Below are 14,465 nucleotides of genomic sequence, written 5' to 3'. Positions count from 1 at the left end.
GGGCCGCGCTCCCCGACCCCGGGCCCACCGGGGAACCTGCGGCCCACCGCACTGCGCGCACCCCGCGCGAGCCCCGTACCCCTCGGCCGAGGGGTACGGGGGCTCCGTGCGGCCGGGCCGCCGGGCGCTGCGCGCGATGTCGGTGCTCATCCGTAGACTGGCCCTGTGAGTGAGCCCCGCCCTTCCGACCGGCACGACGCGTCCGACTCCGACGAGACCTTCGCGGAGATCGTCGACGAAGCGACCCAGCGCGACCCCGACCTGGCGGTGATCGAGGCCGGGAGCCGGACGCTGCGCGCCGCCTCCGGGCCGCCCCAGGCCGACGAGGTCCCCGCCCGCCCTTCCGATCCGGAGGTGGACAGGGCGCTGCGCGCGGTGGAGCGGGAGCTCGCCGGGCGCTGGGGGGAGACCAAGCTGGAGCCGTCCGTGACGCGCATCGCCGCCCTGATGGACGTGCTCGGTGACCCGCAGCGCGCGTACCCCTCCATCCACATCACCGGTACCAACGGCAAGACGAGCACGGCCCGCATGATCGAGGGCCTGCTCGGCGCGTTCGACCTGCGTACCGGCCGTTACACCTCGCCGCACGTCCAGTCGATCACCGAGCGGATCAGCCTGGACGGCGCCCCGATGGACGCCGAGCGGTTCGTCGAGGCGTACCAGGACATCAAGCCGTACATCGAGATGGTCGACGCGCAGCAGCCCTACCGGCTCTCCTTCTTCGAGGTGCTCACCGGCATGGCGTACGCGGCGTTCGCCGACGCGCCGGTCGATGTCGCCGTCGTCGAGGTCGGCATGGGCGGCAGCTGGGACGCGACCAACGTCATCGACTCCACGGTCGCGGTCGTCACCCCGATCTCCCTGGACCACACCGACCGGCTGGGCTCCACGCCCGGCGAGATCGCGGCGGAGAAGGCCGGGATCATCAAGCAGGGTGCGACGGTCATCCTGGCCCAGCAGCCGGTCGACGCCGCTCAGGTGATGCTGAAGAAGGCCGTCGCGGCCGACGCCACGGTGGCCCGCGAGGGCATGGAGTTCGGCGTCGTCTCCCGAGAGGTCGCGGTCGGCGGGCAGCTGCTGACGCTGCGCGGTCTCGGCGGCGAGTACGACAACGTCTTCCTCCCGCTGTACGGCGCCCACCAGGCGCACAACGCCGTGGTGGCGCTCTGTGCCGTCGAGGCGTTCTTCGGGATCGGCGCCGAGCAGGCCGGATCGCTCGACGCCGACATCATCCGCAAGGCCTTCGCCGCGGTGCTCTCGCCCGGCCGTCTCGAAGTCGTCCGCTCCAGCCCGACCGTCGTCCTGGACGCCGCCCACAACCCGGCCGGCGCCCGCGCCGCCGCCGAGGGGCTCTCCGAGGCGTTCGGCTTCTCCCGGCTGATCGGTGTGGTCGGTGCCAGCGGCGACAAGGACGTCCGGGGGCTCCTGGAGGCCTTCGAGCCGATCTTCGCCGAGGTCGTCATCACCCAGAACTCCAGCGGCCGCGCGATGGACGCGGACGCCCTGGCCACCGTCGCCGTCGAGGTCTTCGGCAACGAGCGGGTCCAGGTCGAACCCCGTCTCGACGACGCGCTGGAGGCGGCGATCACCCTCGCCGAGGAAGAGGACGAGTACGCGGGCGCCGGGGTGCTGGTGACCGGATCCGTGATCACGGTCGGCGAGGCCCGGCTGCTTCTGGGAAGGAGCTGACCCACGTGCGTACGCTCTGTGCATCGACCCTGATCGGCGAGTTCTTCGTGATCGGCTTCGCCGGCCTCGTCGCGATGAAGTCCGACGACCTGTCGTCCGCGACGGTGTGGACGGTCTGCGGCATCGGCATGCTGCTCTCCGTGCTGCTCTGCGGGGTGATCACCCGCCCCGGCGGCGTGCAGCTCGGCTGGGCGTTCCAGATCGCGCTGGTCGCCAGTGGCTTCGTGGTGCCGACGATGTTCATCCTCGGCCTGGTCTTCGGTGGCCTGTGGTGGGCCTCGGTGCACTACGGCCGCAAGATCGACGAGGCGAAGGCCCGCTGGGCCGAGCAGGAGGCGGCGCAGGCCCCCGCCGCGGGCTGACCCGGCGCGCGGCCGGTGCACGCCCCTTGCCCGGCGGGCAAACCCGGCCGCCGGGCCGTCATCGTGCCCCTGTAATCTCGCTTCACCGCACCCGTATGCCTGCAAGGAGCCGCACATGACTCAGCGCACCCTCGTTCTTCTCAAGCCCGACGCCGTCCGTCGCGGTCTGGTCGGCGAGATCGTCGGCCGCATCGAGCGCAAGGCCGGCTGGAAGATCACGGCGCTGGAGCTGCGTACCCTCGACCGGGCGACGCTGGAGCAGCACTATGCCGAGCACGTCGGCCGCCCGTTCTACGAGCCGCTCGTCGAGTTCATGCAGTCCGGTCCGATTGTCGCCCTGGTGGCCGAGGGCGAGCGGGTGATCGAGGGCGTCCGTGCCCTGGCCGGCCCCACCGACCCGATCGCCGCCGCGCCCGGATCGATCCGTGGCGACCTCGGCACGATCACCCGGGAGAACCTCATCCACGCCTCGGACTCCGAGGAGTCCGCAGAGCGGGAACTGAAGCTGTTCTTTCCGGGACTTTCCTGACCTCCGCTCCGCCAAACAGCGCTCATGACCTGGGGCGACCGAAGTAATTCGGTCGCCCTTCGGCATAGGGTCACCGATCGCGGGAACGCATCCCCCCGACGTAACGTCACCATGAGTGGGACGGCCACCCGTTCTGCTCAACAAGGCGAAGGACCCTCGCGCTGTGTCGGTGTATCCGGCACTACGATGGAAGCTTCCACGCCCGCAGCGCTCATCTCGCCTACCAAATCAAGCCATCACCGCTTTCACTTGGGAAGGCCCGACGCATCCTCATGGGGAACAAGGGGAACTCAATGTCGTTCATCGGCCGTGACATGGCTATCGACCTCGGGACTGCCAACACGCTGGTGTACGTCAGGGGGCGCGGCATCGTTCTGAACGAGCCGTCCGTCGTGGCCATCAACACCAACACCGGCGGCATCCTGGCGGTCGGTGCCGAGGCCAAGAAGATGATCGGCCGCACACCGGGCAACATCGTTGCCGTGCGGCCGCTGAAGGACGGCGTGATCGCCGACTTCGAGATCACGGAGCGGATGCTCCGCTACTTCATCCTGAAGATCCACAAGCGCCGCTACCTGGCCCGCCCGCGGGTCGTCGTCTGTGTGCCCTCCGGTATCACCGGGGTCGAGCGACGCGCCGTCATCGAGGCGTCGACGCAGGCCGGTGCCCGCCAGGTGCACATCATCGAGGAGCCCATGGCGGCGGCCATCGGCTCCGGTCTGCCGGTCCACGAGGCCACCGGCAACATGGTCGTCGACATCGGTGGCGGCACCACCGAGGTCGCGGTCATCTCGCTCGGCGGCATCGTCACCGCCCAGTCGATCCGGGTCGCCGGTGACGAGCTGGACAACGCGATCATCCAGCACATCAAGAAGGAGTACTCGCTCCTCCTCGGTGAGCGCTCCGCCGAACAGATCAAGATCACCATCGGTTCGGCGTTCGAGCTGGAGAAGGACGAGCACACCGAGATCCGTGGCCGCGACCTCGTCTCGGGCCTGCCCAAGACCGTGGTCATCTCCGCGACCGAGGTCCGCAAGGCGATCGAGGAGCCGGTCAACGCGATCGTCGACGCGGTCAAGACGACGCTCGACAAGTGCCCGCCGGAGCTCTCCGGCGATGTCATGGACCGCGGCATCGTCCTCACCGGCGGCGGCGCGCTGCTGCGCGGACTGGACGAGCGGCTCCGTCACGAGACGGGCATGCCGATCCACATCGCCGAGGACCCGCTGGACTCCGTCGCGCTCGGATCGGGCAAGTGCGTCGAGGAGTTCGAGGCGCTCCAGCAGGTGCTGGACGCCCAGCCCCGACGGTAGGAACTCCACGGCCCTCCGCGCGGACGCCGCCGCTCCGCGCGGAGGATCGTTGATATACAGGCACGAATATTCCTACGAGGAAGGCACGGCCGCCGCACGTGAGGGACACACGAGAGAGCCGGCTGCTCCTGGTGCTGCTGATCGCCATCGCATTCGCACTGATCACGGTGGATATCCGCGGTGGGGAGGAGTCGCCGGTCGACGGCGCCCGGCAGGCCGCCTCCACGGTCTTCGGACCGGTTGAGAACGGCGTCGCGGCAGCCGTCGACCCGGTGGGCAACGCCATAGGGGCGGTACGCGCCTCCGGTGACCGGCACGACAAGATCGCCGCACTGGAGCAGCAGAACGCCGCGCTGAAGGCCAAGCTCGGCAGCGACGACCAGAACCGCAGCCGGGTCCGCGAGCTCGACAAGATGCTGAAGAAGTCGGCCGCCGGACAGTACGGCATCAAGGCCGCCGAGGTCATCGCCATAGGAGCGGCCCAGGGCTTCTCCTGGACGGTCACCATCGACGCGGGTTCCAGGGACGGTCTCAAGCGCGACATGACCGTCCTCAACGGCGACGGACTCGTGGGCAGGGTCACCACCGTCGGCCCGGACACCGCGACGGTGCTCCTCGCCAACGACCCCGACTTCACCGTCGGCACCCGGATGGAGTCCACCGACGAACTCGGCTTCGCCACCGGCCAGGGCTCACGCCCGCTGGCCGTCCAGTTCCTGAACGGCAAGGCCAAGGTCAAGAAGGGCGACCGGCTCGTCACGTTCGGGTCCAGCAAGGACAAGCCGTTCGTGCCCGGAGTCCCGGTCGGCGAGGTCGTCCGCGTCGACCCGTCCGGCGGCGACCTGACCCGTACGGTCTACGTCCGCCCGTACGTCGGCTTCACCAAGCTCGACATCGTCGGCATCGTGGTCCAGGCCCCGCGCGAGGACCCCCGCGACATGGTCCTGCCGAAGAAGCCGGCCAAGCCCGCGAAGCCGAAGCCCACCCCGACCGTCACCGTCACCATCTCGCCCAACGGCGACATCGTGGACACCGGCGGCAACGTCGTCGGGAACATCCACGAGAGCGCGAACCCCAGCGGCGGCCCGAGCCCGAACCCCAGCGGGAACGCCACACCGAACGCCGACAACGCGGTAAACGAACAGAGGTAGAGCTGATCCCCATGCGCGTCAACCGGACTCTGCTCTCCATCGCCCTGGTCGTGATCGCACTCGTCGTCCAGGTCTCCGTACTCGCCCGGCTCCAGCTGCCCGGCGCGGTGCCCGATCTGCTCCTCATGGTCGTCGTCGGACTGGCCCTCGTCTACGGACACGTCAGCGGCGCCCTCATCGGCTTCGGCGCGGGGCTGCTCGCGGACCTCGCACCACCGGCGGACCACGCGGCCGGACGGTACGCGCTGGTCCTCTGCGTCATCGGCTACCTCGCCGGACTGGCCAAGCCGGACAACGGCCAGCTCAGGTCGGCCTTCATGCCGATGGCCGTGGTCGTCGCGGCGGCGATCGGATCGACCCTGCTGTACGCGGGTGTCGGCGCGCTCGTCGGCGACACGGCCGCCCGCCACGTGGGCCTGGGCAGCCTGCTGTTCACCGCGGCCGTCTACGACCTGCTTCTCGCACCGTTCACCGTGCCCCTGATCATGGCGATGGCCAGACGCACGGTGAACGACCCGCTCACCGAGTCCTCCTCCGGCGGCAAGGACGCCACGGCGGGCTGGCTCGCGGCGGGCACCGGCCTGCGGATCGGCAGCCAGCGCGGCGGACTGCGCGTCAAGGCCGCCCGGAACCGGGCAGCACGCGCCGGACGGATCAAGGGAGTCAAGCGACTGTGAGGCTGCATTTCCCGGGGGCCGCCCACCGGGCCCCCTGCCCGACCACCACCGGGGGCGCCCCGTGACCAACATCCCCGAGACGGGCCGGACCCAGCGCGTCCAGATCCGCCTCGTCGTCATCCAGGTCCTCGTCTTCTCCCTGCTGCTCACCCTCGGCGGCCGCCTCTGGTACCTCCAGATCCGCAACGGCCAGGAGTACTCCGACGAGGCGAAGAACAACCACGTCCAGCAGGTCGTCCAGCCGGCTGCCCGCGGCTCCATCCTCGACGCCCGCGGCGTACCCCTTGCCGACAATGAGACCCGGCTCGTCGTCTCCGCCAGCCGCACCGAGCTGCTGAAGATGCACGACGACGGCAAGGGTGTGCTGACCCGGCTCGCCGACGTGCTCGGCATGAAGCCCAAGGACGTCATCGACAAGGTCCGGCTCTGCGACGCGAAGACCCCGCAGCCCTGCTGGAACGGATCGCCCTACCAGCCGATCCCGGTCACCGACGAGGCCACCACCCAGCAGGCCCTCCAGATCCGCGAACGAGCCGAGGACTTCCCCGGCATCACCGCCGAACCCACCGCCGTACGCCGCTACGCCGCACCCGGCAAGGCCAACAGCGCCCAGGTCCTCGGCTACCTCTCGCCCGTCACCGACGACGAGATCACCAAGGCCCAGGACAGCGACTCGCCGTACCTGCGCTCCGACCAGGTCGGCCGGTCCGGCCTGGAGCGCACGTACGACAAGGAGCTGCGCGGCAAGGCGGGCGTCACCCGCTACGAGGTCGACAACCTCGGCCGGGTCATCGGCCAGGCGAAGAACGACAAGGCGGAGCCCGGCTCCAGCGTCGTCACCTCCATCGACGCCCGGGTCCAGGCCGTCGCCGAGTACGAGCTCAACCAGGCCATGAAGACGGCCCGCACCGAGTTCGACGCCAACACCGGCGAGAACTACAAGGCCGACTCCGGCGCCGTCGTCGTCATGGAGGCCAAGACCGGCCGGGTCGTCTCGATGGCCTCACTGCCCAATTACGACCCCAACGCCTGGGTCGGCGGCATCTCCGGCAAGGACTACGCCAAGCTCACCGGCAAGAACTCCAACTTCCCGCTGCTGAACCGGGCCATCCAGGGCCAGGCCGCCCCCGGCTCCATCTTCAAGGTCATCTCCTCGACCGCCGCGGTCAACGCCGGCTACCCCTTCGACGGCAACTACCCCTGCCCGAGCTCGTACTCCATCGGCGGCCAGACCTTCAAGAACTTCGAGTCCCAGGGCTACGGCGACATCACCATCGGCCGCGCCCTCGAAGTCTCCTGCGACACCGTGTACTACGGCATCGCGCACAACGAGTGGCAGAAGGACGGCGGCAACAACCCCAAGAAGAAGCCCAACGACTGGTTCTACAAGACCGCCCACCAGTTCGGCCTGGGCAAGGAGACCGGCATCGACCTCCCCAACGAGGTCAGCGGCCGTGTCCCCGACCGCGAGTGGAAGAAGAGCTTCGCCAAGGCCAACCACGACTCCTGGTGCAAGCTGGGCAAGAAGGACGGCACGTACGTCGAGAAGATCGCCTACGAGAACTGCCTCGAAGGCGACAAGATGCGTGCCGGTGACTCCGTCAACTACTCGATCGGCCAGGGCGACACCCTCGTCACCCCGATCCAGATGGCGACCATCTACGCGGCCATCTCCAACGGCGGCACGCTTTACGACCCCACCGTCGGCAAGGCGATCGTCAGCGGCGACGGCAAGACCGTCGAGGAGATCAAGCCCAAGTCGCACGGCAAGCTGCCCTTCACTCAGAAGACGCGCAACGAGATCGACGGAGCCCTCGCGGGTGTCGCGACCCGCGGCTCCGCCGCCTGGCGTTTCGGCGGCTGGCCGCAGGACAAGATCCCGATGCACGCCAAGACGGGTACCGCCGAGGTCTACGGCAAGCAGACGACCTCGTGGTTCGCCACGTACACCAAGGACTACACGGTCGTCATGACGATCTCCCAGGGCGGTACGGGCTCCGGCGCCTCCGGGCCCGCCGTGCGCAACATCTACAACGCGATCTACGGTCTCGACGCCGCGGGCAAGCAGGACCTCAAGAAGGCCCTGCTGCCGACGCCGCAGAAGTCCCTGCCGAAGATCCAGCAGGACGGCTCCATCGAGACCCCGAAGATCAAGCCGTACGACCCGGACGCGGGTAAGCCGCCGGCCGAGCAGACGCTCGCCGCGATCCTGGGGAGGCGCGACTGATGGCCGGTTTCTCCGTCCAGCGGTACGCCCCCGAGCGTTCGGCCTGGGGCCGGTTCACCGCCCGGGACTCCATGGTCCGCCGGCTCGACTGGCCGCTGCTCGGCTCGGCGGTCGCGCTCTCCCTCATCGGCGCGATGCTCGTCTACTCGGCGACCAGGGGACGGGACTCGCTCACCCACGGCGACCCGTACTACTTCCTCTTCCGGCACGCCCTCAACACCGGCATCGGCTTCGGCCTGATGGTCGGCACGATCTGGCTCGGCCACCGCACCCTGCGCGGCGCGGTGCCGATCCTGTACGGCCTGTCCGTACTCCTCGTGCTGGCGGTCCTCACCCCGCTCGGCGCCACCGTCAACGGCGCCCACGCCTGGATCATCATCGGCGGTGGCTTCTCCCTCCAGCCCTCCGAGTTCACCAAGATCACGATCATTCTCGGCATGGCGATGCTGCTCGCCGCCCGCGTCGACGCGGGTGACCAGCTGCACCCCGACCACCGGACCGTCGCCAAGGCCCTCGGCGTGGCGGCGATCCCGATGGTGGTCGTCATGGGAATGCCGGACCTCGGTTCCGTGATGGTCATGGCCGTCATCGTGCTCGGCGCACTGCTCGCCTCCGGGGCCTCGAACCGCTGGGTCTTCGGACTCCTCGGCGCGGGCACCGCGGGCGCCGTCGCCATCTGGCAGCTCGGACTGCTCGACGACTACCAGATCGCCCGGTTCGCGGCCTTCGCCAACCCGGCGCTCGACCCGGCCGGCGTCGGCTACAACACCAACCAGGCGCGCATCGCGATCGGCTCGGGCGGCCTCTCCGGCACCGGTCTCTTCCAGGGCACCCAGACCACCGGCCAGTTCGTCCCCGAGCAGCAGACCGACTTCGTCTTCACCGTCGCCGGAGAGGAACTCGGCTTCCTCGGCGCCGGACTGATCCTCGTCCTGCTCGGCATCATCCTGTGGCGCGCCTGCCGCATCGCCCGGGAGACCACCGAGCTGTACGGCACGATCGTCGCCGCCGGGATCATCGCCTGGTTCGCCTTCCAGGCTTTCGAGAACATCGGCATGACGCTCGGCATCATGCCGGTCGCCGGGCTGCCGCTGCCGTTCGTCTCCTACGGAGGGTCCTCGATGTTCGCCATCTGGGTGGCCATCGGACTGCTCCAGTCGATCAGGGTGCAACGGCCGATAACGGCCTGAGCGGCGCGAGGCACCTGCCCATCCGGGTGCATCCCGTCTAGATTCGACTCATGGCGGACTCGAAGCGTGAGATCGAGCGGAAGTACGAAGCCACTGACGCCACCCGGCTGCCCGACCTGAGCCGGGTGGCCGGCGTCTCGGCCGTCGACCACCGGGGCGTCAGCGAACTCGACGCCGTCTACTACGACACCGAGGACCTCCGGCTCGCAGCCGGCTCGCTCACCCTGCGCCGCCGCACCGGGGGCGACGACGCCGGCTGGCACCTCAAGTTCCCGGTCGCCACCGGCATCCGCGACGAGATCAGGGCACCGCTCTCCGACACCCTGCCGCCCGAGCTCGCCGCACTGATCCGCTCCCGGGTCCTGGACACCCCGGTCGTCCCCGTGGTCCGGCTCCGCTCCGCCAGGGACGTCCACCACCTGAACGGCCCCGACGGCGCACTGCTCGCCGAGATCAGCGTGGACGAGGTCCGGGCCGAGCGGCTGCACGGCGGCAGCGGCAACACCGCCTGGACCGAGATCGAGGCCGAACTCGCCGACGACGGCGACCCCGCGTTCCTCGACGCCGTCGAACGGCGGCTGCGCAAGGCCGGGGTACGGCCCTCCGCCGCACCGTCCAAACTGGCGCGGGCACTGGCCGAGACCGGTCCGAAGGACAAACCGGGCGGCAAACGGTCCCGGCCGCACACCGCGGGCGACCACGTCCTGGCCTACGTGCGCCACCAGGTCACGGAGATCGTCGCCCTCGATCCGGCGGTGCGCCGCGGTCTCCCCGACTCCGTGCACCGGATGCGCGTCGCCACCCGCCGGCTGCGCAGCGCCTTCAGGACGTACCGCCGGCTCCTCGACCGGACCGTCACCGGCCCCGTCGCCGATGAGCTGAAGTGGCTCGCGGCGGAGCTCGGCATCGACCGTGACCAGGAGGTACTCGACGAACGACTGCGCACCCGGCTCGACGGGCTGCCTCGCACCCTGGTCCTCGGCCCGGTCCGCGGCCGGCTGCGGACCTGGTCGGTGGCGCGCCGCAGCGGATCGCGCCGCCACACCGTCGCCGTACTCGACGGCAGCCGCTACCTGACGCTGCTCGGGACCCTGGACGCGCTCCTCGCGGACCCGCCCCTGCTGCCCGCCGCCGAGGCGTCACCCGGCAAGGCGCTGCCGCGCGCCCTGCACAAGGACCACCGGCGCCTCGCGCACCGCATCGCCCACGCCCTGGAACTGCCACCGGGCCAGGAGCGCGACCTCGCCCTGCACGCGGCGCGCAAGGCGGCCAAACGCGCCCGGTACGCGGCGGAGGCCGCCCGCCCCGCGCTCGGGAAACCGGCCCGGAAGTCCGCCGGGCGGCTGAAGACCGTACAGGGCGTCCTCGGTGACCACCAGGACAGCGTGGTCGCCCGCGAGGCCCTGCGCGCCCTCGCCGGCCAGGCACATCTGGCGGGCGAGCCGTCGTTCACCTGGGGACTCCTGTACGAGAAGGAGGAGGAGACGGCGGCGGCACGCGAACGGGAGCTGCCCGGCGTGTGGGAGAAGGCGTCCCGGGCGGAGATCCGGACGGCACGGGAAGGCTGAGCGTCGCGGTACGCTGGATGGTCATCCTTGCCGGCTCTCGAAAGTTCGCGATGTCTGTCGATTCGGTCTTCCCACAGCTCGAAGCTCTGCTCCCGCATGTGCAGAAGCCCATCCAGTACGTCGGCGGTGAGCTGAACTCCACCGTCAAGCCGTGGGACGAGTGCGACGTCCGCTGGGCCCTCATGTACCCCGACGCGTACGAGGTGGGGCTCCCCAACCAGGGCGTCATGATCCTCTACGAGGTGCTCAACGAGCGCCAGGGCGTCCTCGCCGAGCGCACCTACAGCGTCTGGCCGGACCTGGAGGAGCTGATGCGCGAGCACAAGGTGCCCCAGTTCACGGTGGACGGACACCGCCCGGTCAAGGCGTTCGACGTCTTCGGGCTGAGCTTCTCCACCGAGCTCGGCTACACCAACATGCTCACCGCCCTGGACCTGGCCGGCATCCCGCTGGCCGCCAAGGACCGCGGCCTCGACGATCCGATCGTGCTCGCGGGCGGCCACGCCGCGTTCAACCCCGAGCCGATCGCGGAGTTCATCGACTGCGCGGTCATCGGCGACGGCGAGCAGGCCGTGCTGGAGATCACCGAGATCGTCCGCGCCTGGAAGGCCGAGGGCCGCCCCGGCGGCCGCGAGGAGGTGCTCTTCCGCCTCGCGAGGACCGGCGGCGTCTACGTCCCCGGCTTCTACGACGTCGAGTACCTCCCGGACGGCCGCATCGGCCGGGTCGTGCCCAACAAGTCCGGCGTGCCGTGGCGGGTGTCCAAGCACACCGTGATGGACCTCGACGAGTGGCCCTACCCGAAGCAGCCCCTCGTCCCGCTCGCGGAGACCGTGCACGAGCGGATGTCCGTGGAGATCTTCCGTGGCTGCACCCGCGGCTGCCGCTTCTGCCAGGCCGGCATGATCACGCGCCCCGTGCGGGAGCGAAGCATCACCGGCATCGGCGAAATGGTGGAGAAGGGCCTCAAGGCGACCGGCTTCGAGGAGGTCGGTCTGCTCTCGCTCTCCTCCGCGGACCACTCCGAGATCGGCGACATCGCCAAGGGCCTCGCGGACCGCTACACGGACGACAAGATCGGGCTCTCGCTGCCCTCCACCCGCGTCGACGCCTTCAACGTGGACCTGGCCAACGAGCTGACCCGCAACGGCCGCCGCTCCGGTCTCACCTTCGCCCCCGAGGGCGGCTCCGAGCGCATGCGCAAGGTCATCAACAAGATGGTCTCGGAGGAGGACCTGATCCGGACCGTCTCCACCGCGTACGGCAACGGCTGGCGCCAGGTGAAGCTGTACTTCATGTGCGGTCTGCCCACCGAGACCGACGAGGACGTCCTGCAGATCGGCGACATGGCGGTCAACGTCATCGCCAAGGGCCGCGAGGTCTCCGGGCAGAACGACATCCGCTGCACCGTCTCCATCGGCGGCTTCGTGCCCAAGCCGCACACCCCGTTCCAGTGGGCCCCGCAGCTCGGCGTCGAGGAGACCGACGCCCGGCTGGCCAAGCTCCGGGACAAGATCCGCGGCGACAAGAAGTACGGCCGCTCGATCGGCTTCCGCTACCACGACGGCAAGCCCGGCATCGTCGAGGGCCTGCTCTCCCGCGGCGACCGCCGGGTCGGCTCCGTCATCCGCGCCGTCTACGAGGCCGGCGGCCGCTTCGACGGCTGGCGCGAGCACTTCAGCTACGACCTGTGGATGAAGAGCGCCGAGAAGGCGCTGCCCGGCTTCGGCGTGGACGTCGACTGGTACACCACCCGGGAGCGGACGTACGAGGAGGTTCTGCCCTGGGACCACCTGGACTCCGGCCTCGACAAGGACTGGCTCTGGGAGGACTGGCAGGACTCGCTCGACGAGACCGAGGTCGAGGACTGCCGCTGGACCCCGTGCTTCGACTGCGGGGTGTGCCCGCAGCTGGACCTCGACATTCAGGTCGGCCCGACGGGCAAGAAGCTCCTCCCGCTGACGGTCGTGAAGTGACGTCCCGAAGCGATGTCGTGAGCGAAGTTCTGAAGTGACGTCCTGAAGTGACGTCCTGAAGTGGCACCGCCCGGCTCCGGCCGGGTGACAGTCCGATGACGATGGCCCGGCCCGGGAATCCCCCGGCCGGGCCATCGCGCCATGGACCGCGCGAAACGCCGGGCGCCCGCGCGGCACCTGGCCGGGGCACCGGGAACCGGGCAGGCGTGTTGCGCGTACCCTGGGTACTGCGCAACATGCAACGACTGTGCCCAGCGCGGCGCCCGAACCAGAGATCTCCCTGCACGGCGAGAATTCCGTCCAGCAGGGGTGAGCCGGAACGGACACCCCGGGGCCACCCGTATTTCGAGGGCGGCGTGCCACCCGCGTCCGTCCCGCACCTAGGAGAAGAACCACTGGGCAAGCGACAGCCCGAAGGCCCGCCGCCCGCACCAACGGTGCAGCGCATTCGTCTGCGCTACACCAAGCGCGGCCGCCTCCGGTTCACCAGTCACCGTGACTTCCAGCGTGCCTTCGAGCGGGCGCTGCGCCGCTCCGGGGTGCCCATGGCCTACTCGGCGGGCTTCACCCCGCACCCCAAGGTGTCCTACGCCAATGCCGCCCCCACCGGCACGGGCAGTGAGGCCGAGTTCCTGGAGATCGCCCTCAGCGAGGCGCGTGACCCCGACGTCCTGCGTGAGCTGCTCAACGACTCGCTGCCGGACGGTCTCGACATCACGGACGCCGTGGAGGCCCGCACCTCGGGTCTCGCCGACCGGCTGACCGCCTCCATCTGGGAGATGCGGCTGGACGGGGTCTCCGTCGAGGAGGCGGAGAAGGCCGTGGCCGCCTTCAACGACGCCGAGGCCGTCGAGGTCCAGCGCCGTACGAAGAACGGCATGCGCAGCTTCGACGCCCGGTCCGCCGTGGTGGACCTGCAGGCCCTTGATCAACAGCCTGATAGGCCCGGGGTCAAGGCCTGTGCGATACTGCGGCTGGTTGTTCGGCACGTGACACCTGCCGTACGACCTGACGACGTCCTGTCCGGTCTTCGCGTTGTGGCCGACCTGGCGCCGCCGGTCCCCGCAGCGGTGACCAGGCTGGCGCAGGGGCTCTTCGACGAGGAGTCCGGCACGGTGACCGACCCGCTCGCGCCTGACCGCGAGGCAGCCCCGGCCGCTCTACCCACGGCCACCGGGACCGCCGCCGCGACGGCGCCGGAAGGTGCAGGCACCGCGTAAGGCGGTCGTTGTAGCGCAGCCCTCGGACTCGGGAGCCACCTGGGCCGGGCCGCGCGCTGACCCATAAGACTTTCGCCAGGCCGTGCGCACACCGCGTACGGAACCGGCGAGCCAGACATTCAGCCCCCGTGCGGCGCCCGCGCCCCGGACGGCGGTACCGCGTACATCATGCGGACCGTGCCGGACCGGAATCAGGCGCGGCGCCCGGGAGCGCGACGGGAGAACCGCCCGCATGCTCGAGCCCACCGAACCCGGCACGACCGGGAACGCAGAAGACAACAACACCCCCGGGGACAAGCTGCCGCCGCGCCGCAGGCGCCGCGCGGCGTCCCGCCCGGCCGGGCCGCCCTTGGGCGGCGCGCCGGCCATACCGGCCGTTGACGCCGGAGAGTCGGACCCCAGCACGGAGAACACCACCGAGGCCGAGGCTGCCCCGCCCGTCCGTGCGCGTCGTCGCGCGGTCCGCAAGGCGACCGCTCCGGCGGGTGCGCCGCAGGCCGCGGAGGCTGTGGAGATCGTCGAGGAGTCCGCGGTCGTGGAGAGCCCTGAGCCCGTAGAGGCCG

General features: G+C 70.2%; 12 protein-coding genes. All 12 read left to right on the top strand.

The genetic code is table 11. The features are described from left to right. The first annotated feature begins 165 nt into the window (after positions 1–165). Complete coding sequence (locus AB0I52_RS29290; protein WP_363077651.1) at positions 166–1,689, top strand: folylpolyglutamate synthase/dihydrofolate synthase family protein; 1,524 nt, start codon at positions 166–168, stop codon at positions 1,687–1,689. A 5-nt stretch (positions 1,690–1,694) separates the two neighbouring features. Further along, positions 1,695–2,051 (top strand): DUF4233 domain-containing protein, encoded by a 357-nt coding sequence (locus tag AB0I52_RS29285; protein ID WP_363077649.1) that lies wholly within the window; start codon positions 1,695–1,697, stop codon positions 2,049–2,051. A gap of 115 nt (positions 2,052–2,166) precedes the next feature. Then, complete coding sequence (gene ndk / locus AB0I52_RS29280) at positions 2,167–2,580, top strand: nucleoside-diphosphate kinase (protein ID WP_363077647.1); 414 nt, start codon at positions 2,167–2,169, stop codon at positions 2,578–2,580. 293 nt (positions 2,581–2,873) lie between these two features. Then, positions 2,874–3,893: a rod shape-determining protein gene (locus AB0I52_RS29275; protein WP_136319828.1), complete on the top strand. Its 1,020-nt coding sequence runs from the start codon at positions 2,874–2,876 to the stop codon at positions 3,891–3,893. 98 nt (positions 3,894–3,991) lie between these two features. Then, on the top strand, positions 3,992–5,044 hold the full coding sequence (mreC, locus tag AB0I52_RS29270) for a rod shape-determining protein MreC (protein ID WP_363077645.1): 1,053 nt from the start codon (positions 3,992–3,994) through the stop codon (positions 5,042–5,044). A gap of 11 nt (positions 5,045–5,055) precedes the next feature. Next, positions 5,056–5,721: a rod shape-determining protein MreD gene (gene mreD, locus AB0I52_RS29265; RefSeq protein WP_363077643.1), complete on the top strand. Its 666-nt coding sequence runs from the start codon at positions 5,056–5,058 to the stop codon at positions 5,719–5,721. 61 nt (positions 5,722–5,782) lie between these two features. After that, positions 5,783–7,948 carry a penicillin-binding protein 2 gene (mrdA, locus tag AB0I52_RS29260; RefSeq protein ID WP_363077641.1) on the top strand — a complete coding sequence of 722 codons (2,166 nt, stop codon included), beginning with the start codon at positions 5,783–5,785 and terminating at the stop codon, positions 7,946–7,948. Then, positions 7,948–9,138 (top strand): rod shape-determining protein RodA, encoded by a 1,191-nt coding sequence (gene rodA / locus AB0I52_RS29255; protein ID WP_363077639.1) that lies wholly within the window; start codon positions 7,948–7,950, stop codon positions 9,136–9,138. The genes mrdA and rodA overlap by 1 nt, the downstream gene beginning before the upstream one ends. Before the next feature lie 50 nt (positions 9,139–9,188). Next, positions 9,189–10,706: a CYTH and CHAD domain-containing protein gene (locus AB0I52_RS29250; RefSeq protein ID WP_363077637.1), complete on the top strand. Its 1,518-nt coding sequence runs from the start codon at positions 9,189–9,191 to the stop codon at positions 10,704–10,706. Between the two features lie 50 nt (positions 10,707–10,756). Next, positions 10,757–12,682: a TIGR03960 family B12-binding radical SAM protein gene (locus tag AB0I52_RS29245; protein ID WP_363077635.1), complete on the top strand. Its 1,926-nt coding sequence runs from the start codon at positions 10,757–10,759 to the stop codon at positions 12,680–12,682. A gap of 437 nt (positions 12,683–13,119) precedes the next feature. Continuing rightward, on the top strand, positions 13,120–13,902 hold the full coding sequence (locus AB0I52_RS29240; RefSeq protein ID WP_363077633.1) for a TIGR03936 family radical SAM-associated protein: 783 nt from the start codon (positions 13,120–13,122) through the stop codon (positions 13,900–13,902). A 232-nt stretch (positions 13,903–14,134) separates the two neighbouring features. Further along, positions 14,135–14,465 (top strand): hypothetical protein (locus tag AB0I52_RS29235; protein WP_363077631.1); only part of this gene is annotated, 331 nt, incomplete at its 3' end.

Source organism: Streptomyces sp. NPDC050423 (genome assembly GCF_040655445.1).
Taxonomy (GTDB): Bacteria; Actinomycetota; Actinomycetes; order Streptomycetales; family Streptomycetaceae; genus Streptomyces.
Note: the sequence above shows the minus strand (reverse complement) of the source record. Positions and strands in the feature narration are given on the sequence as shown.